Annotated in this window: 19 protein-coding genes and 1 tRNA gene; 9 read left to right on the forward strand and 11 right to left on the reverse strand. The window is 66.7% G+C overall.

The window, feature by feature from the left end:
* Positions 1–123: 123 nt before the first annotated feature.
* From AAFP30_RS24805 to AAFP30_RS24820, 4 genes are read right to left on the reverse strand one after another with little or no spacing between them, the layout of a single operon-like run.
* Positions 124–1,059: a glycosyltransferase gene (locus AAFP30_RS24805; protein WP_419232712.1), complete on the reverse strand. Its 936-nt coding sequence runs from the start codon at positions 1,057–1,059 to the stop codon at positions 124–126.
* The gene (locus tag AAFP30_RS24810) at positions 1,056–1,865 is read right to left on the reverse strand and encodes an ABC transporter ATP-binding protein (protein ID WP_419232713.1); all 810 of its coding nucleotides are present in this window, start codon (positions 1,863–1,865) and stop codon (positions 1,056–1,058) included. The genes AAFP30_RS24805 and AAFP30_RS24810 overlap by 4 nt, the downstream gene beginning before the upstream one ends.
* 12 nt (positions 1,866–1,877) lie before the next feature.
* On the reverse strand, positions 1,878–2,738 hold the full coding sequence (locus AAFP30_RS24815; RefSeq protein WP_419232714.1) for an ABC transporter permease: 861 nt from the start codon (positions 2,736–2,738) through the stop codon (positions 1,878–1,880).
* 25 nt (positions 2,739–2,763) lie between these two features.
* Positions 2,764–3,312, reverse strand: coding sequence for a bacterial proteasome activator family protein (locus tag AAFP30_RS24820; RefSeq protein ID WP_419232715.1), 549 nt, complete (start codon positions 3,310–3,312; stop codon positions 2,764–2,766).
* A gap of 81 nt (positions 3,313–3,393) precedes the next feature.
* Between AAFP30_RS24820 and AAFP30_RS24825 the strand changes: the two genes are divergently transcribed.
* Positions 3,394–4,590, forward strand: coding sequence for an aminotransferase class V-fold PLP-dependent enzyme (locus AAFP30_RS24825; protein ID WP_419232716.1), 1,197 nt, complete (start codon positions 3,394–3,396; stop codon positions 4,588–4,590).
* 123 nt (positions 4,591–4,713) lie between these two features.
* A complete protein-coding gene (locus AAFP30_RS24830) occupies positions 4,714–5,187 on the forward strand; it encodes a MarR family winged helix-turn-helix transcriptional regulator (RefSeq protein WP_419232717.1) in 474 nt (157 codons plus the stop codon).
* Positions 5,188–5,191: 4 nt separating this feature from the next.
* On the opposite strand, the gene AAFP30_RS24835 is transcribed toward AAFP30_RS24830, so the two are convergent.
* A complete protein-coding gene (locus AAFP30_RS24835) occupies positions 5,192–6,157 on the reverse strand; it encodes an NAD(P)H-quinone oxidoreductase (RefSeq protein WP_419232718.1) in 966 nt (321 codons plus the stop codon).
* 79 nt (positions 6,158–6,236) lie between these two features.
* On the opposite strand from AAFP30_RS24835, the gene AAFP30_RS24840 reads away from it, so the two are divergent.
* A tRNA-Ser gene (locus AAFP30_RS24840) sits at positions 6,237–6,321 on the forward strand.
* A gap of 3 nt (positions 6,322–6,324) precedes the next feature.
* On the opposite strand, the gene AAFP30_RS24845 is transcribed toward AAFP30_RS24840, so the two are convergent.
* Positions 6,325–6,711 (reverse strand): DUF5997 family protein, encoded by a 387-nt coding sequence (locus AAFP30_RS24845; RefSeq protein ID WP_419232836.1) that lies wholly within the window; start codon positions 6,709–6,711, stop codon positions 6,325–6,327.
* Between the two features lie 49 nt (positions 6,712–6,760).
* Here AAFP30_RS24845 and AAFP30_RS24850 point away from each other — a divergent pair, with 49 nt between their 5' ends.
* From AAFP30_RS24850 to AAFP30_RS24860, 3 genes are read left to right on the forward strand one after another with little or no spacing between them, the layout of a single operon-like run.
* Positions 6,761–7,519 (forward strand): LysR family transcriptional regulator substrate-binding protein, encoded by a 759-nt coding sequence (locus tag AAFP30_RS24850; RefSeq protein WP_419232719.1) that lies wholly within the window; start codon positions 6,761–6,763, stop codon positions 7,517–7,519.
* A gap of 33 nt (positions 7,520–7,552) precedes the next feature.
* The gene (locus tag AAFP30_RS24855) at positions 7,553–8,476 is read left to right on the forward strand and encodes an ATP-binding cassette domain-containing protein (protein WP_419232720.1); all 924 of its coding nucleotides are present in this window, start codon (positions 7,553–7,555) and stop codon (positions 8,474–8,476) included.
* A 29-nt stretch (positions 8,477–8,505) separates the two neighbouring features.
* Complete coding sequence (locus AAFP30_RS24860; protein WP_419232837.1) at positions 8,506–9,306, forward strand: ABC transporter permease; 801 nt, start codon at positions 8,506–8,508, stop codon at positions 9,304–9,306.
* A gap of 4 nt (positions 9,307–9,310) precedes the next feature.
* Here AAFP30_RS24860 and AAFP30_RS24865 read toward each other — a convergent pair whose 3' ends face one another.
* Positions 9,311–10,741 carry an amidase gene (locus tag AAFP30_RS24865; RefSeq protein ID WP_419232721.1) on the reverse strand — a complete coding sequence of 477 codons (1,431 nt, stop codon included), beginning with the start codon at positions 10,739–10,741 and terminating at the stop codon, positions 9,311–9,313.
* A gap of 7 nt (positions 10,742–10,748) precedes the next feature.
* Positions 10,749–11,984 (reverse strand): MFS transporter, encoded by a 1,236-nt coding sequence (locus AAFP30_RS24870; protein WP_419232722.1) that lies wholly within the window; start codon positions 11,982–11,984, stop codon positions 10,749–10,751.
* Between the two features lie 148 nt (positions 11,985–12,132).
* Here AAFP30_RS24870 and AAFP30_RS24875 point away from each other — a divergent pair, with 148 nt between their 5' ends.
* Positions 12,133–13,197 (forward strand): Lrp/AsnC family transcriptional regulator, encoded by a 1,065-nt coding sequence (locus AAFP30_RS24875; RefSeq protein WP_419232723.1) that lies wholly within the window; start codon positions 12,133–12,135, stop codon positions 13,195–13,197.
* A 54-nt stretch (positions 13,198–13,251) separates the two neighbouring features.
* On the opposite strand, the gene AAFP30_RS24880 is transcribed toward AAFP30_RS24875, so the two are convergent.
* Complete coding sequence (locus tag AAFP30_RS24880) at positions 13,252–13,644, reverse strand: hypothetical protein (protein WP_419232724.1); 393 nt, start codon at positions 13,642–13,644, stop codon at positions 13,252–13,254.
* 72 nt (positions 13,645–13,716) lie between these two features.
* On the opposite strand from AAFP30_RS24880, the gene AAFP30_RS24885 reads away from it, so the two are divergent.
* Entirely contained in the window at positions 13,717–14,952 is a 1,236-nt protein-coding gene (locus AAFP30_RS24885; protein ID WP_419232725.1) for a multidrug effflux MFS transporter, read from the forward strand.
* Here AAFP30_RS24885 and AAFP30_RS24890 read toward each other — a convergent pair.
* Both AAFP30_RS24890 and AAFP30_RS24895 read right to left on the reverse strand, forming a co-directional pair.
* Complete coding sequence (locus AAFP30_RS24890; protein ID WP_419232726.1) at positions 14,939–15,565, reverse strand: DUF5701 family protein; 627 nt, start codon at positions 15,563–15,565, stop codon at positions 14,939–14,941. The genes AAFP30_RS24885 and AAFP30_RS24890 overlap by 14 nt on opposite strands.
* 18 nt (positions 15,566–15,583) lie before the next feature.
* Positions 15,584–16,534: an alpha/beta hydrolase gene (locus tag AAFP30_RS24895; RefSeq protein WP_419232727.1), complete on the reverse strand. Its 951-nt coding sequence runs from the start codon at positions 16,532–16,534 to the stop codon at positions 15,584–15,586.
* A gap of 228 nt (positions 16,535–16,762) precedes the next feature.
* Here AAFP30_RS24895 and AAFP30_RS24900 point away from each other — a divergent pair, with 228 nt between their 5' ends.
* Positions 16,763–18,331 (forward strand): DUF222 domain-containing protein, encoded by a 1,569-nt coding sequence (locus AAFP30_RS24900; protein ID WP_419232728.1) that lies wholly within the window; start codon positions 16,763–16,765, stop codon positions 18,329–18,331.
* Positions 18,332–18,348: the final 17 nt, after the last annotated feature.

The raw sequence follows: 18,348 nt of genomic DNA on the forward strand, positions 1-18,348 counted from the left end.
TAACTCCGATATCAATTGCCGCCCGTTGGCGATTGCTCGCACGCTGGCTAGGTCACCGGGGCAAGTGTCGCCATACACTCACGATAGCGACACTTATTGCGATAAGTGTCGCTATCGAAGCACCTACGGCCGGGTGAACCGCTCTCGACGCCCGAGCCGCCGCAACCGCACCCACTCGGCGAAGCCCTTCGGATCATGCTGCTGCACCAGGAAATACCACCCGAACCGGGCGTACTCCTGCGGCAACAGCTTCCGCATGCCGGGCTGGCTCATCAAGTAGCCGCGATTGCGATAGGTGAAGTACCGCTTCTTCGGGTCGTCGGGGTACTGGGTGTGCATGCGTCCGCCCATGATCGGGCGGAACTCGGCCGAACCGTCGGGGTGCAGGTAGCCGGCGGTGAGGCAGGTGCCGAACCGTAACGTCGACCGCTGTAGCCGACGGTGCATTTCCACCTCGTCGCCGCGGAAGAACAGCCGCAGGTCGGGGACGCCGATCTCCTCGATGGCCCGTGCGGAGAACAGGGCGCCGTTGAACAGCGATGCGATGCCCGGCAACAGGTCATCGGTTTCACCACCTGTGACATGCGACCCGCTCGCTTCGCTCCCGGCGTCGGAGAACAGCTCAGATCGCTTACGCCGCCACACGAGTCCGCGGCGCAGCGGGAAGGCCAGGGTGTCCGGATCGTCGATGTTGGCCACCACGGGGGAGACCTCGTCGAGCCGATGCCGCTGCGCGCATTCGAGCAGGGTGCTGAGCACGGCGGGTCCGTCGGGGCGGCCGTCGTCGTCGGCGCACCAGATCCAGTCGGCGCCGAGTGTCAGCGCGTGCAGCATCCCGAGGGCGAAACCGCCTGCGCCGCCGAGGTTTCGCTCGGACGCCAGGTAGGTAGTCGGAACAGGCTGGGCCCCAACGAGATCGGCGACCGCAGTCTCATTTCCGTTGTCCACCACGATCAGATGATCGACGGTACGGTCCTGGCTGGCGACAACGGCCAGCGACTGCGCCAACAACTCCACCCGTCGGTGGGTCACCACGACGGCGATCACCTTGTCGGTCACTGCTTCTTGGCTTCCAGGTTGGCGAGCACCTTGCGGACGTGCGCGGCCGCGCCCGGTCCCTCGTAGGCGCCGACGACCTCCTCGATGCCGCCCTCCATCCGGATCTGGCCGTGGTCGATCCACAGTGCACGATCACACAGTTGGGCGAGGAATTCGTTGGAGTGGCTGGCGAACACCAGGATTCCGGAGCGTTCGACCAGCGCCTGCAATCGGGTACGGGCCTTGCGCATGAAGTCGGCGTCCACCGCACCGATGCCCTCGTCGAGGATCAGGATCTCGGGGTCGATACTGGTGACCACGCCCAACGCGACACGAACCCGCATGCCGGTGGAGTAGGTGCGCAGCGGCATCTGCAGGTAGTCGCCGAGTTCGGTGAACTCCGCGATGTCGTCGATCTTCTTGAGCATCTCCTTGCGGCTCATGCCCAAGAACATGCCGCGGATGATGATGTTCTCGTACCCGGAGATCTCCGGGTCCATGCCGACGCCGAGATCGAACACCGGGGCCACACGGCCACGGATGCGGCAGGAACCGCGGGTGGGTTCGTAGATCCCCGACAGCAGGCGCAGCAGCGTCGACTTGCCGGCACCGTTGTGGCCCACCAGCCCGATCCGGTCGCCGTGCCGCAGATGCAGATTGATGCCCTTGAGGGCTTCGACCACCACGACGTTCGAGTCCGTCGAGCCGATCACGCCGCCGGCGGCACCCATCACGGACTTCTTCAGCGACCGTGTCTTGGCGTCGAAGATCGGGAAGTCGACGCAGGCGTCCCAGGTGTCCACACGGACTTCGTTGTCAGCTGCCATGTCTCGTCCGTCCTAGACCCAGTACGCCACGCGGGCACGGTAATTGCGCATCACGAACATCGCCATGAGCCAGCCGAAAGCGGTGCAGCCGAGCACGATCGCCCAGTGGTAGAACGCCACCGACTGACCGAGCAGCGGGCCGCGCGCGATGTCGAGGTAGTGATACATCGGGTTGAGTTCCACCAGCTTTAGCCGCGACGACGGTTCACCCTTCGCATTGCCGAGGCTCTGCGCACTCCAGATGATCGGCGTCATGAAGAACACCAATTGCACGACGGTGGTGAGCAATTGCCCGATGTCGCGGAAGCGGGTGGAGAGGATGCCGAAGACGATAGATACCCACACCGCGTTCAGCACATAGAGCACAATCGCCGGAATCACCAACAGGATCGTCCAATTCAACGGCGGCGGGAAGATCACGAAAATGATCACGATGATCACCACGTTGTGCGCGAAGATGATCAACTGGCGCCATACGACGCGGTAGACGTGCACGCTCACCGGTGCCGGGAGCTGTTTGATCAGCCCCTCGTTCTTGGAGAACACCTCGGCGCCCTCGAGGATCGAGCTCTGGATGAAGTTCCAGAAGATGAAGCCCAGGGCGACGTACGGGAGGAACTGCTTGAGGTCCATGCCGAACAGTTCGCCGTAGAGGATGCCCATTGCGACGGCGGTCACACCCGTGGCGATGGTGATCCATAGCGGTCCGAGGACCGAGCGGCGATAGCGCTGCTTGATGTCCTGCCAGCCCAGGTGCAGCCAGAGTTCGCGATTTCGGAGGCCTTCGGCGAGATCAGTGATCGCGCGCCGCAGGGTCCGGGAATCCGATTCGGCCGGTGGCGCGGGGATCTCGTCGTTGACTACCGATGACACGGGGACCCAGCTTACAAGTGTGCGGTCAGAGATATTGCCCGGTACTGGGCCCGTGCGGTGCATTGCCGCCCATCACACCGGGTGGCAACGCGCCCTGACGCATCTGTTCGAGCTGCGCCCGGGCCGCCATCTGCTGTGCGAACAGGGCGGTCTGGATGCCGTGGAAGAGGCCTTCGAGCCAGCCCACCAGCTGGGCCTGAGCGATGCGAAGTTCGGCATCGGACGGGGTGCCGTCGTCGGTGAACGGGAGGGCCAGGCGCTCGAGCTCTTCCCGGAGTTCGGGTGCCAGACCGTCCTCGAGTTCCCGGATGGACGACTCGTGGATCTCCTTGAGTCGATTGCGGCTCGCCTCGTCGAGCGGTGCCGCCCGCACCTCCTCGAGGAGCTGCTTGATCATCGTGCCGATGCGCATCACCTTGGCGGGCTGCTCGACCATGTCGGCGACGCTCTTGTCGTCTCCGTCGCCGGTGCCCTCGCCGTCGGCACCCATGATCACGATGGGACCGGGCTCGTCGCCGTCGCCACCGGGGACGATCGATCGCGGGTCACCTGATCCAAAGGGTCCTGAGGTCATGGATCCATTGTGCCCAAGACCGGTGACAGGCCTGTCCGACACCCCATCGGAGCGTGAGACCACACGTCTATGGTGTGTGCCATGCCCTTCGACGTCGCTCATGCGCGTGGACTGTTTCCCTCGCTCGGCGACGGCTGGATTCACCTGGATCCGCAGGCTGGGATGCAGATTCCCGACTCGGTGGCCAGCGCCGTGTCGGCCGGATTCCGGCGGCTCGCCTCGGCTCCCGGTGGTGTGTATCCGGCCGCCCGCGACACCGCCGACACCCTCGACGGCGCGCGCCGCGCAATCGGCGATCTGGTGGCCGCCGACCCCGCCGCCGTGGTGATCGGCCCGTCGCGGGCCGCCCTCATCACCGGCCTCGCCGACGCCCTGCCGCCGACCACTTGGATCGGCAGCAACGTGGTCCTCAGTCGCCAGGACGACGAACCGAACATCGTGCCGTGGCTGCGGGTGGTCGATCGCAACGGCGGGCTGGCCCGGTGGGCGGAGGTCGACGTCGAGACCGGCGCGCTGCCCGTATGGCAATACGACGACCTCATCGACCAGCACACGGCGGTGGTCGCGGTGACTCTTGCATCATCGACGACCGGTGCGATCACCGACGTCAGCGCGATCGCCGACCGGGCCCGCGCCGCGGGTGCCCTGCTCGTCGTCGACGCGACCAGCGCGGCGCCGTACCTGCCGCTCGACATCGATGAACTCGGTGCCGACGTGCTCGTCGTCTCGGCCGAGCGGTGGGGTGGACCGCGCCTGGCCGCGATGGCCTTCCGCAGCCCAGAGCGACTGACACGGCTGCGCAGCATCTCGATGGACCCGCGTGCGACCGGCCCGGCGCGACTGGAGCCGGAACCGCATCAGGGGGCGCTGCTCGCGGGCCTCGTCGCATCCGTCGAACATCTTGCGGCGCTCGACGCGGACGGGATCGGCAAGCGCCGACGTCGCGTCGTGAATGCGCTCGACGGTGTCTACGAGTACCTGCAGCGGTTGACCTACTACCTGACCACCACCCTGGAACAGCTCAATCAGGTGAGCCTCGTCGGCACTGCGGAGGACCGGATTCCCGCGGTGAGCTTCGCCTTCGACGGGGTCAGCGCCGACCGGGTGGTACGGCGACTGGCCGACAACGGGATCTGTGCGCTCGCGGATGTGCCGAGCCGGGCGCTCGAGCGGATGGGTGCGGGCGATTTCGGCGGTGCGGTGACCCTCGGACTCGGACCGTATTCGACGCCGTACGAAGTCGATCACCTCGTACGGGTCCTCGCGTCACTCGGTTGACCGACAAACCCGGTCACTTGATCGAAATGTGACCCGATCAGTTCGTGGTTGAGCAGGGTCGCGCATTAAGTTGATGACAGTGAATGTGTCATGTCGAGCCGCCGAGACAAGAGGAGCGCCGCAGTGTCCGAAGGGTCGGATCAACCGCTCACGGCAGCTCAGCGACAGGTCTGGAGTGTTTTCGTCGACGGCGGTTGGGCCCTGCTCGCCACGGTGAACGCCGAATTGTCCAATCGTGGTCTGGCACAGACAGATCTCCGCGTCCTCGAAGCGCTCGCCGGAGTGTCGCAACGTGGCATCAGTGAGCTCGCGGGCGATGTCCACATGACGATCTCCACGGTGTCCCGGCAGATCGCGCGACTCATCGAGAGCGGCGCGGTCGAACGCGTCCCCTCCGACGCCGACGGTCGACACCGACTCGTGCGGGTGACCGACGCCGGGTACGAACTGCTCCACGCGCACGTGGCGGTCCGTGACGAGATGATCCGCAAGCTGGTTGTCGACGTCCTCACCGACGACGAGTACGCCACCATCGGCGTGGCGTTCGGCAAGATCCGCGACGCGGTGGCCGCCCGGCAGTGCGCGATGCGTCGCTGACGCGTCAGTCGGTGGTGAGCAGTACCTTTCCGATCGCGTCCCCGCTGTTCAGGTGGTCGTGCGCGGCATCGGCGTCGGTCAACGGGAATGTCGTGTCGACGATCGGGACGACGCGTCCTGCCTCGATCAGCGGCCAGGTCACCCGGCGGGTGGTCGCGACCACCTCGGCCTTGGACCCGGGTCCGTCGACCGGCCGCGACCGCAGGGTGGTGCCGAGCACCGCCGCGCGTTTGGTCATCAACGCCCCGATCGAGAGCTCGGCCTTCGCGCCGCCCTGCATACCGATGATCACCAGCCGCCCACCGGTGCGCAGTGCCGACACATTTCGGGAGAGGTACGCCGCGCCCATGATGTCGAGGATCACATCCGCGCCGCCGCTCTCCTTGATCACCTCGACGAAGTCGTCGGACGAGTAGTCGATGAGGATGTCGGCGCCGAGCTCCCGACACCGCTCGAGCTTCGCCGGGGTGCGTGCGGTGACCGCGACCCGCACGTCGAGCGCGTGGGCCAACTGGATGGCATGGGTACCGATGCCGCTCGATCCGCCGTGGACCAGCAGTAGTTCACCGCTCTGCAGGTGCGCGGTGTCGAGCAGATTCGACGCCACCGTGCACGCCACCTCGGGCAGCGCCGCCGCCGTCACCAGGTCGACGCCGGCCGGCTTCGGCAGCACCTGCACCGCGGGCACCGCGACCTTCTCCGCATATCCGCCGCCCGCGAGCAGCGCACACACCTCGTCGCCGACCGACCACTCGGACACCCCGTCGCCGATCGCGGAGATCGTGCCGGACACCTCCAGGCCGAGAGTGTCCACGGCTCCGGGCGGCGGTGGGTACAGGCCGCGACGCTGCAGCAGATCGGCCCGGTTCACCCCGGCCGCGACGACGTCGATCACCACCTCACCCGCGGCGGGCTCCGGGTCGGGAAGCGTCGTGATGGTCAGCTGATCGGTTCCGGTGATGGCTCGCACGTCATCGATGCTGTCACACGGTCTGTTCGACGAGGTCAATTCGTGTCTGCGACGGTTGCTCCAGTAGCCTCATCGGCAGGGAAGCGTGGCAGAGCGGCCGAATGCACTCGCCTTGAAAGCGAGCGTGGGTAAAACCACCGGGGGTTCAAATCCCTCCGCTTCCGCAGCTAGTCGGATTCTCCCGATGCCTCTTCGCGCTCACGTTGACGGTCGGCGTGCAACGACTTGACCCGACGTTCCTCCCGCAGCACCTCGACGTGCTTGGTCCGTTCGGCCTCGAGCCAGTCGGGCATCTCGGCGAGGAGCGCATTGATCTGTTCGGTGGTCAGCGCCTCGGTCACCTCGCCGCGGATCAGGCCGGAGTTCGAGATCCCGAGCTTGGCGGCGACGAGGTTCTTGGGGTGCGGGCCGTTGGCGCGCAGGTCCCGCAGCCACTGCGGCGGGTCGGCCTGCAACGAGGTCAACTCCTCCCGGGTGATCGACCCGGCGCGGAACTCCTCGGGCGTTGCCGGCAGGTAGACATCAAGCTTCTTGGCGGCGGTGGCCGGTTTCATCGACTGCGAGCTCATGCTCGCAGCGTATCGCCCGGGGTAGCCTCGACGCGTGAGCTCGTCCCCGGAGACCCACCAGCCGAGTCCTGCGGTCTTCCGGCTCGCCTATGTCCCCGGTACCAATCCGGGTAAATGGGTGCGCATCTGGGGCGAACGTCACCCGGACGTGTCCTTGGACCTGCTCGCCACCGACGTCGCCGACGCCGCCACCGTAATCGCGGACAGAACGGCCGACATGGCGATCACCCGGCTGCCCGACTCGCTCACCCACGCCGATCCCGGTCCGCACCACACCATCACGCTCTACGAGGAGACGACCGTCGTCGTCATCCCGAAGGACCATCTGCTCACCGCGGGCGACGAACTGCAGCCGACGGACCTCGCCGGCGAGAACCTGCTGTGGCCGCTCGACGAGCCGCTCGTCGTGACCGATCGACCCGGAACCGCCGTCGACCACCGCCCGGCCACCACCGCCGACGCGATCGAACTCGTCGCTGCGGGAGTCGGATTGCTCGTGGTGCCGCAGTCACTGGCCCGGCTGCATCACCGTCGCGACCTGGACTATCGCCCGGTCACCGACCTCCCGACCAGCACCGTCGGCCTCCTGTGGCCGCAGCCGACCACCGAACTGGCCGACGAGTTAATCGGCATCGTCCGCGGACGCAAGACCACCTCGTCGCGCGGCTCCAGCGATCCGCCTCCGAAAAGGTCGGCCAAAGAGAAGGCGGCCGCCAAACGCGCAGCGCGGGAGGCGGCCGGGAAGGTGCCGGGGGCCGGGCGGTCCCGGAGTCGTTCTCGTCGACCGCGCTGACGAATCCACCGACCACCCACCCAGGAGCGATACATGTCCGCGCCGGCGATCACCGTCGAAGGCCTGACCAAACGTTTCGGACCCGTCACCGCCGTCGACAACCTGAGCTTCACCGTCGCGCCCGGCCGAGTCACCGGTTTCCTCGGCCCCAATGGTTCCGGCAAGACCACCACGTTGCGGATGATTCTCGGTCTCATGGTGCCCACCGCCGGGCGGGCAGTGATCGGCGACCGCGTGTACGCGGACATCCCACGACCCGCCCACCATGTCGGCGCGGCCTTGGAGGCATCGAGCTTCCACCCCGGCCGTACCGGCCTGGGACATCTGAAAACCCGTGCGCCGCAGATAGGAGTGAGCGACAGCCGGTGTCGCGAGGTCCTCGACTTCGTCGGGCTGACGGCGGCCGCCGACCGCCGAGTCGGCGGCTACTCGATGGGGATGCGCCAACGCCTGGGCCTGGCCGTCGCACTGCTCGGCGACCCGCAGATCGTCGTCCTCGACGAACCCGCGAACGGACTGGACCCGCAGGGCATCGTGTGGCTGCGGGAACTGTTCCGCGCGATGGCGCATCAGGGGAAGACAGTGCTGGTCTCGAGCCATGTCCTGGCCGAGGTCCGCAGCACCGTCGACGACGTGATCGTGATCGGGGCCGGCCGATTGATCCACGCCTCGACGCTGATCGAGTTCGAATCGCTGGCCCGCCACGAGATCCTGGTCCGCACCCCCGCCATCGACGCATTCCGGTCGCTGGCGGCGCAGTACCGATGGCCACTTGCCGAAGGGCCGGAAGGATTTCGGATCGCCGACATCGACGCCGCGACCGTTGGCGCCGCCGCCTTCGCCGCGGGTATCGAACTGCATCAACTCACCGACATCGGCGCCGACCTGGAGAGCGTCTTCCTCCACCTCACCTCGTCGGCCGATGCGCCGACCAGCCAGTTCGGGGAGCCACGATGAGCACCGCGGTCAACCGGGATACGGCAGGCATCGGCGACGCGTTGCGCGCCGAATACCGCAAGTTCACCTCCACCCGCATGTGGTGGGTTCTGCTGATCGCGATGGTCGGCTACCTCGGATTCATCGCGGTGGTCCTGACCTTCTCGATGACCGCCGACGTCGAGGGGCAACCGCGGCCGACGCTGACCGGCCCCGACCTCGCCGGCGCCATCTACTCCCTGGCCAGCCCGATGGGCTATGTCTTCGCGTTGGTCATCGGCAGTCTCGCGGTGATCGCGGAGTTCCGCCACAAGACGATCACCTCCACCCTGCTCGTCGAGCCTCGGCGCACGCTCGTCGTCGTCGCCAAAATGCTTGCTGCCGTTCCCATCGGGGCGTTGTACGGGGTGATCGGGACCGTGACGGTGGTGCTCGGAGCGGCCCCGCTCCTGTCCTGGCTCGGTGACGGCGCGTTCCTCACCGACGGCAGGATCATCGAGGTCATCGTGTTGTCGATGGTGGTGATGGTGCTGTGGACGGCGTTGGGCGTGGCATTCGGTACGGTCGTACCGAACCAGGTGGCCGCGATCGTCATCCTGTTGGCCTTCACCCAGCTCGTCGAGCCCATCGCCCGAATTGCCCTCGGCGCGTTCGACGCGACGTCGGGCGTCGCGAAGTTCCTGCCCGGCGCCGCGGCCGACGGGCTGATCGGGACGAGTTTCTACTCGATGATGGGTGCCGGCGCGACGGACCTACTGCCGCGATGGGCCGGTGGCGTCGTACTGGTGGCCTACATTGTGATCTTGGCGGTGGTGGGGCGTTACACGACGTTTCGGCGTGACATCGTGTGACCCGCTACCGCGCAGCGCTCTTCGCGACACCCACCTCGGGCACCCGGGACTCGAACAACCGTCCCCGCCGCTCCTCGAGCGCACGGCCCAGCGCGAACACGGTGTCGTCGTCGTAGGGATGTCCGACGAGCTGTACGCCGGTCGGCATCGACCCAGCGAAGCCGCTCGGCACCGCCAGCACCGGGCAACGGTTGTTGACGTTGAACGGGATGGTCAGCATCCCCTCGGTCCAGCTGACCCGCTGTCCCTCGATCTCGACGCCGTCAAAGAGGTTGTCGCCGGCCACAAAACCCACTGCTGCGGTGGTCGGGCAGATCAGCGCGTCGAAGCCGTCCATTGCCGCGGCCAGCGTTTGCTGCAGGGTGTACTCGGCGCGTACCGCGTCGAACATCGAGAGATGCTTGCGGACCTCGGTCATCAGCTTCAGGTACTCGGAGGTGTAGTCGCTGAGTAGTTCGGTGCGGTCGCCGACGAGGTTGTCGACGTTGGCCGACATCATCTGCGCGAAGTGGCCGGCGGTCGCGGTACGCAGGTCGTCGAGCGACCAGCCGATCGCGATCGGTTCGACCACGCATCCGGCCGCCACAAGCTCGTCCACCATCGCCGCGGTGTTCGCGGCGATCCGGGAATCGACCGTGTAGCCATCGAGGTCCGGCGAATAGGCGACACGCATGCCGGTCACGTCGCGGCCCGCGTCAATCCGCTTGTCGGGCAACGACGCCTGGTCAAGGCGGTGCTGACCGCTGATCAGATTCGTCATGCACAGCGCGTCACCGACGGTGCGGGCCAATGCGCCGTCACCCCGGTAGTAGTCCAGGCTCGTCGGTCCCGATCCGGGCACCCGACCATACGGGGCCTTGTACCCGACTGTGCCGGTGAAAGCGGCTGGACCGCGGGTGGATCCGCCGATGTCCGACGCGGTGGCCAGGGTGGTCATACCCGCAGCCAGTGCGGCGCCGGCACCACCCGACGAGCCGCCGGGCGAGAATTGCGGATCCCACGGGTTGCGGGTGACCCCCCACTTGCGCGACTGGGTGTAGGTCGTGATGGAGAACTCGGGAGTCGCAGTGCGCGCGTGGAAGACCGCACCGGCAGCGCGCAGTCGCTCGACGGTCGGGTGATCGGTTGTCGCCTCGATGCCGTCCCAGGCCAATGATCCCTCGGTTACCCGGTGGCCGGCGATCGCGTGTTTTTCCTTGACCGCCACGGTGATTCCATCGAGTGGGCGTGCATCGCCGTCGCGATAGCGGCGCTCGGACTCCCGAGCTTGGGTGAGCGCCTCGCCATCCATCCGTTCGATGATGGCGCCGAGTTCACCGTCCACCTCGTCGACACGTCGGAGTTGCGCCTCGAGCACCTCGACGGGTGAGACCTCACGCCGTCGGTAGCGGTCGAGCAGCTCGAGTGCGTCGGTGTAGCAGGGGTCGAATGTCATTGCAGGATCAGTCCTTTGCGACGAGTTCGGAAGTGTTGGTCTGGGCGAGCAGTGAGTTCGGTACCGCGGCGCGGAAAGCCTTGGCGTCGTGCGGCATCAGCGCGGTTGCGATGAGGGTGACGACCGCGCCGATCGCCAGGAACGACCATGCGGCAGTCCACCCGGCACTGTCGACGATGATCCCGAACACGGTGGGTGCGATGACGCCGGCCACCATGCCGCCGAGCAGGATCATGCTGGCGCCGATGCCGGCGGCCGACGGGGCGAGTTGTTTGAGGGGCAGGCTGAAGCAGCCGATATAGGTCGTGGCCGAAGCGCCGCCGCCGAGGGTGAGCACGGCGATCGTCGTTGCGACGTTCGGCATGTGGGGGACGAGCGCGATAGCGACACCTCCGATGACGATGCCGGGGACGATGAGTGCGATGGGCCGGCCGTCGATGCGGTCGGAGGCCCGTCCGGTGAGGACGATCACCGCGGCGGCCGCGAGTCCGGCGGGCAGCACGAGCAGTGCCGATGCCGACGCCGACAACCCGAAGTGCTCCTGCAGGTAGGTGGGCACCCAGGCGCCCATGCCCCACACGATCACGTCGTAGCCGAGGAAGGCGAGCGAGAACCACCACATCGCGCGCGACCGAAGCAGTGCGGTCGACCGGATCGAGGAACGTGGCGCGTCGGCGATGCCGACCATCGGCGCCGGCATCCGTCGTGCGAAAATCACGGTGACCGCCAAGCCGATCACCGAGATCGCCAGGAACATGCCACGCCAGCCGACCAGCGGCAGGAGCATCGCCGCGATGATCATCGCCAGCACCACGCCGACGGCATTGGCACTGTTCACCCAACCATTCGCCGTCATCCGCTCCTCGGGCGTGGACCGCTCGGCGAGCAGCTTCATCCCGGCCGCCGGGAAGATGCCTTGCGCCAGCCCGAACAACAGCCGGATCACCAGCAGCATGGCCAGCGACGCCGCGACCGCGGTCAACCCGGTGAAGACCGACCAGGCGACCAGCCCCGCGATCGCCACCCGCATCGCGCCGAAGCGGTCGGCCAGCATCCCGCCCGGCACCTGTGCGAGCGCATAGGCGATGAAGAACACCGAGACGACGAGACCCAGCTGGCCGTGCCCCAGGTCCAGATCCTTGCCGATCGACGGGAGTGCCACGCCGATCACCGAGCGATCGATGTAGTCGATGCACCACGCGGTGAACAGCAAGATCACGGTGGTTCGGGTTATGGGATTCATGCGGCCCTTTCGTCGTCGAACCGAGTGTCGTGGTCAGCTCCATCTATCCGAAGTGACCGCTGTCATACTCGTGTGGGTGCGACAGATGCTAGAACCGGACCGCCTTCGAACCGTCGAGCGGTGGATATTCGGCGAAGCTTTGCACTCCGTGCAGAATTCCGGTCAGGAACGAGCGGCTGAGACGCCGATCACGTTGTCCGACGACGATCATCTGCTCGTCGCGGCGCTCCAGGAAACGCCGCGCGCGCCGTGGACCGACATCGGTGCCCGGTTGGGGGTCAGCGGCACCACCGCGGCCCGACGATGGAATCGCTTGCGTTCTCACGGCGTCGCCTGGGTGGCCGCCTATCCGGCGCGGATGGTGCCGGTCACCGCCTTCTGCTGGGTGACGACGACGCCCGCCGCGCGTCGGCCGGTCGGGGTGGCGTTGGCCGGCCACAGTTCGTCGTACTGGGTGGAGCGACTCGACGGCGACCGCACCTACTTCGCCGGATTCGGCGCGACGTCGATGCGCGCCATGGACGCCGTCGTCGACGACTTGTGTGCGATCCCCGGGGTGACCGACGTCCAGATGCAATTCACCCGATCGGTGTTGCACGACGGCACGATCTGGCAGCCCCGGTTGGCCGGTCCGGTCGACCAGGACCATCCGCTGGTGTGGAGCCCCCGCGAGCCGGTCGTGGCCACGCCGTCGGCGAGTGACCTCGCGCTGTTTCGTGTCCTCGTGCTGGACGCGCGCGCAAGCAACCTGGAGTTGGCCGAGGCCTCCGGGCTGTCTGAACGCACGGTGCGGCGGCGGCTCGAGGAGATGTTCGGACCCGGAGGTCTGACGACTCGTTGCGACGTGAGTCGCGAGGCGATCGGAATGGGGACCAGCTTCTTCCTGTCGGTGCGGTGGACGGCCCGCTGGCAGACGTTGCTGGGCGTGGCCAACCGCGATCCCGGGGCGCGGCTGGTGGCCGGGGTCAGCGGGTCAGCGCCGTTCCTCCTGCATTTCTGGGCACGATCGGCCGCCGAGATGGACGCGGTCATCGGTCGTCTGCAGGCGGTGGTGCCCGACCTCGAGATCGAACGCATCGACGTCGCGGTGCGTGCGCTCAAACGGTTCGGCTTCTACTTCGACCCACACGGTCGGATCGCCGGGACGACCTTCGACGACCCGGCCCACGACTTCTTCGGGGCGGCGCTGGGTCGGGTGGCCGCTGAAACGTGAACCGCCCAGCTCAGATGGGCTGAGCTGGGCGGGTGGATTGGACAGGCGAGGGACTCAGCGAACCTTCTTCAGGTTGTAGTCGATCGTGGGGACGCCGAATCCGTACCCGGTTCCCTTGTAGCCGTGCGGCGTCTTCCGGTAGTCGACGCGGTCGTACCACAGCGAGATCGGATTGTCGCCGTACACAGCGGTGGTTCCGCCGTAGGTCCGCGGAATGATCGTTCCGTGGCTCAGATTCCACGGGCCGACTCCGTAGTAGTCCTGGTACTTGGTGTTGCCGATGACTCGGACATTCGATTCGGGCAATGGGATGAAGCCGTAAACGAAGGTCTGCTCTTTGTACTTCCCCGGCTCGATCTTGGCTTCCGCATGCCCGGCTCCGAGGCTGATCCCCATGACGGCTGCTCCGCCGACCAGGGCCCCCGCAATGATCGTTTTCAGTTTCACGACAGGCACGATAGCAATGTGGATCGCGGGCCGGTCAGCCCCGCGTCGTTCGTCCGAATGTATCGTCGCCGGGTGAGCACCAGCGCCGAATCCCACAAGGAACGCGAGGGATTGGGCCCGCAACTGCTCTTCGCTCTGGCCCTGCTGTCGGCCACCGCGCCCATCGCGACCGACCTCTACCTGCCGTCGTTCCCCGAGGTCCAGACGTCGCTGCACACCAGTGCCGCCGCGGTGCAGCTGACGCTGACCGCGTTTCTCGTGGGAGTGGCCGTCGGACAGATCATCTGGGGTCCGGTGTCGGATCGCTATGGCCGGCGACGCCCGCTGATCATCGGCTCGGCCGTTGCGGTGGGGGCCGGCGTCCTGGTGGTGCTGGCCCCGAACATCGAGACGCTGGTCGCCGCGCGGTTCGTGCAGGCAGTGGCCGCGGCGGGTGGCATGGTCATCTCCCGAGCGGTGATCGCCGACCTGCTGCGCGGCTTCGCAAGCGCCCGCTCGATGACGCTGATGATGACGATCACGAGTCTGGCTCCGGTGTTGGCGCCGGTCGTCGGCGGTCTGCTGGCCGGACACGTCTCCTGGCGCGGAGTCCTCGGGGTGATCCTGGCGATCACCGTGTTGCAGCTGATCATGGCGGTGACGACGGTCCGCGAGACGTTGCCGGCGGCCAAGCGTGCGCCGCGGCTGGGCTACGCCGACCTGCTCACGCGATTCCGGCGTCCCGCGTTCCTGGCCTACGTCCTGACGCAAGCCTTCGGTTTCGGCACGCTGATGGCCTACATCTCCAGTTCGTCGTTCGTGTACCAGAAGGTGCTCGGCGTCTCCAGCGCGATCTACGGGTTGTGCTTTGCGGCAAACGCGGTGGGGCTCACCGCGGCCGGCCTGATCTCGGCGCGACTGTCGCGGCGCCGCGTCCACCCGGCGCGCACCATCGGCTACGCGCTGCCGGTACTGATCATCGCCTCGCTGGGCGTGCTGGCGGCCGCGGCGTCGCCGATGCCCGGACTGCTGGTGGTGCCGTTGTTCGTCACGGTGTTCGCCTTCGGGTTCGTCGCGGGGAACTCCGCGGCACTCGCGATGGAACATTCTCGGGATGCGGTCGGTGCGGGCAGTGCGGTGCTGGGCGGCCTGATGTTCTTGGTCGGCGGATTGCTTTCCCCGCTCGGCGGATTGGCCGGTGACAATACCGCCGTCCCGATGGGCATCGTGATGACCGGTTCGGCGATCGTCGCCGCGATCAGTTTCGTCCTGGCGCGCCGCTACGTCTCCCGCCACCCGGACAGCGAGAAAGCGTTCACCCGGGGCTGAGTGCGAGCCGCTCTGCGGCAGAGGCGAATCCGAGCCATGTGTGCCGGTTTCCGGCCCAGCACCACCCGACCTTGGGTGCGCCGTTGTTGGCCTTGCCATCACGCCCGGTGCCCCGCGAGATCCAGATCGCCGGTGTACGAGAGTCCAAGCGGCCATTGGGCTTCCGCATGCGCGAACCAATTGTCATGAAGCAGTGGTTGGTCTCGAGTTGGTCGGGTTGCTGCAGTAGCCAGGCGATGCCCTCGTTGATCGTCAATGGAGTGCGGCCCGCGTCGACGATGGACGGCAACGCTTCATCGGGACTCCAGTTGACCATGTTGTCGCCGCGATCGAGGCCGGACAGCAGATAGAACGGAGCATCCGGCACATCGATGCCATCGATCGGCCCGAACTCGTCGAGGTCGGTCATGTCGACGACGACGAAGCCAGGCTTGCCATCGCGAGAGATCAACGGCGCCAACGACGATGGCGGTACGAGCTGGGGGTGCGGGACCAGGAGGGTGTCGTCGGGTGTCGTCGCCTGCGCGAGAACGCGCAGCCGATCGGCATCGATCTCGACACCCAGGTCGATCAGTCGGTCGGCTTGCGTACGAACGTCGGGAAGCGGGGTCATCGCGGAAAGACCTGTGCGTCAGCGCAACCCGAGCGACCCCATCAGGATCGGCCAGGAGGTCCGCAACTCGTCCTTCCAGTAACCCCACTTGTGCGTGCCGGTCGGTCGCATGGCGGTGGTGTACGGAATGCCGAGTGCCGACAGCCGCGAACTCATCTGTCCGGTGCAGAAGTACGTGCCCATCTCACCGAAGATACCCCGGAAGGTTTCGTCGAGCGGATCGTTGAGCAGGTCGTTGTACTTCCCGGGAGCGCCGTTGCCCGACGACATGTAGATTGTCTTGCCGCGCAACTTGTCTGCGATCAGATACGGATCGTGGGCGGCCCAGGCGGGATCGCCGATCGGACCCCACATGTTGTCGGCGTTGCCGCCGGCGCGGCTGACGTCCCACTGGGTGAGCAGCATGTTGGGCAGGCTGGAGACGTTCGCGCAGTCGCTGTAACCCGCGACACCGCGATACAGCTCCGGATGCCGAGCGGCCAGCGTCAGCGCCGCGACCCCGCCCATCGACGCGCCGGCGATCGCGTTGCGGCCGTTGCCGCCGAACTCGCCGTTGATGATCGGCGGCAGTTCGTTGGTCAGGAAGGTCTCGTACATGTACTTCTTGCCGATGCCCGGATCGACGGCCCGCCAGTCGGTGTAATAGCTGTGGGGGTCGCCGACCGGGGTGACGACGTTGAGCTTCTCGCTCGCGGCCAGTGACTTGACATCGGTCATCGCGTACCAGCCCGACTCCTGTGCGTGCGCCTCGGCGCCGTCAAGGAGGTACAGAGTCGGCCGCGGACCGTCGCCCGCCGGGTGTTGGATGTCGACGGTCACCGCGCGTCCCATCGCCGGCGACCAGACCTGCAGGCGTTCCCGACCGGGGATCGACGACTTCGACACCACGTATGGCTTCGACGGATCCGGGGCGGCTGTCGCGGTCGGCGCAGCGACCGTGCCGACACCCAGTACCGCCGCCACGGCCACCAACGCTCCCAGAGCATGGCGACGCCTTAGCGAAATCCGAATTTTAGTCACAACAGTCACTCCTGCCTCATGCGTACCGCCATTATGCGTGATCGGAGGTGGGTTCGACGAATCGCGAGACCGTATCGGGATCTCGTCGCCACGGAAGGATCATCCACCCTTGCCTCCGGTACCTGCGCGGCGTAGACTATCGAACATCAGTTCGAGCAGTCTGGGGGGTGAGGCTCGATGACCAGCAGCAATGAGAATGGCGACACCGGCGCGGAGATCGTCGGGCTCTACCGCGAACTCGACGACGTGCTGGACCGGATCATGGCCTCATCGACGTCGTCTGCTGGCTCTGACGTGGTGCTGGCGGTTGCCGAATCCCACGAACGCTCGGCCCGGCGGATGGCGTATGTCGGCCTGCGGCGGGTGATGGATTGCTCGGATCGCGGGGTACCAGAGCGTGAGGGTTACAGCCGGCTCACCGACTTCATGGTGCTGCACCTGCGGATCACCGACCCGGGTCGACGCCGCAAGCTGATGGCAGCGTTGTTGTCGATGTACTCGCTGACCGGGGACGTCCTGGACCCGAAGTTCCCGAACCTGGCGGCGGCGTTCGCCGAGGGGGCGATCGGCCCCGACCATGCATTGACGGTGATCAAGATTCTCGACAAGATCCCGGCCGCGGTGGAACCCGAGTTGCGGGACAAAGCCGAAGAAGTGATGGCCGGTTACGCCCGCGATCACGAACCCAAAGAACTCATTGTCCTGGGTGCCGAGTTGTTGGCTCACCTCGACCCCGACGGCACCCTGACCGACGACAAGGACCGAGCCCGCCGGCGCAGCCTGGAACTCTCGAAGCAGGACGCCCAGTTGATGAGCACCCTGGAAGGACACCTCGACCCGGTCACCCGAGCACTGCTGGATGTGGTGTTCGCGGCCTGGGCGGCTCCCGGCATGAACATGCCGGGCGATCCCGACTCGCCGAAAGGCAGCAGCGACGACATCGACATCGAGGTTCTGAAGAAGGCAGCCCAGCGGGACTACCGCACCCCCGCCCAACGCAATCACGATGCGCTGCACGCACTGTTGGATGCGGTCGTCAACGGCGGAGTCCTCGGGAGAAGCCATCGAGGCCTGCCGCCGCAGTTGATCATCTCCATCACCGACACCGCCCTGCGCGAACAGGCGGGGGTGGCGACCACCGCCAGCGGTGCCTTGTTGCCGATCTCGGAGGTGATCGAGTTGGCCGCCGAGGCGCAGCAGCACCTCGCAGTCTTCAAAGATCACAGTGCAGAACCGCTGTATCTGGGGCAGGCCAACAGGTTTGCGAACCAGGCACAGCGGTTCATGTTGTTCGCGCGGGACGGCGCGGTGTGTACCTGCCCGAATTGCACTCAGCCGTTCACTCATCTCGAAGCCCATCATGCGGAGAAGGATTGGGCGCAGGGCGGGTTCACCGACATCATCGATCTGGCCGGGGCGTGCGGCAAACACAATCGGATGGTCGGTGACAAGCCGGGGCAGTGGTCGACCCACATCATCAAAGACGGACCCGACGCCGGGCGTCCCGCGTGGGTGCGCAACGGCCGTGACGGACGCCGCGGGAAGCCGCAGGTCAACCGGAGCGGGATCGTCGGGGCGGAACTGGCACGCCGGTTGCGGGAACGGCACCGACCACCGGATAAGGAGAAGAACTCGCGGACAGTCGAATCCGCGCCCAGTACCGGACCGCCGGTGAGGCCCGAGGAACGACGACGCGTGCCGCGGTTGATTGCGGCGGGGTGGGCAGTCAACACTCTCCGGCAGTGACCACCCCCGTTCCCTGA

This window comes from Gordonia sp. CPCC 205515, from assembly GCF_048537925.1.
Lineage (GTDB): Bacteria > Actinomycetota > Actinomycetes > Mycobacteriales > Mycobacteriaceae > Gordonia.

Bases quoted from the DNA above. Each gene is read 5' to 3' on its own strand.
- AAFP30_RS24810 (WP_419232713.1), bottom strand. From the start codon at position 1,865: ATGGCAGCTGACAACGAAGTCCGTGTGGACACCTGGGACGCCTGCGTC.
- AAFP30_RS24820 (WP_419232715.1), bottom strand. From the start codon at position 3,312: ATGACCTCAGGACCCTTTGGATCAGGTGACCCGCGATCGATCGTCCCC.
- AAFP30_RS24825 (WP_419232716.1), top strand. From the start codon at position 3,394: ATGCCCTTCGACGTCGCTCATGCGCGTGGACTGTTTCCCTCGCTCGGC.
- AAFP30_RS24845 (WP_419232836.1), bottom strand. From the start codon at position 6,711: ATGAAACCGGCCACCGCCGCCAAGAAGCTTGATGTCTACCTGCCGGCA.
- AAFP30_RS24855 (WP_419232720.1), top strand. From the start codon at position 7,553: ATGTCCGCGCCGGCGATCACCGTCGAAGGCCTGACCAAACGTTTCGGA.
- AAFP30_RS24865 (WP_419232721.1), bottom strand. From the start codon at position 10,741: ATGACATTCGACCCCTGCTACACCGACGCACTCGAGCTGCTCGACCGC.
- AAFP30_RS24870 (WP_419232722.1), bottom strand. From the start codon at position 11,984: ATGAATCCCATAACCCGAACCACCGTGATCTTGCTGTTCACCGCGTGG.
- AAFP30_RS24890 (WP_419232726.1), bottom strand. From the start codon at position 15,565: ATGACCCCGCTTCCCGACGTTCGTACGCAAGCCGACCGACTGATCGAC.
- AAFP30_RS24900 (WP_419232728.1), top strand. From the start codon at position 16,763: ATGACCAGCAGCAATGAGAATGGCGACACCGGCGCGGAGATCGTCGGG.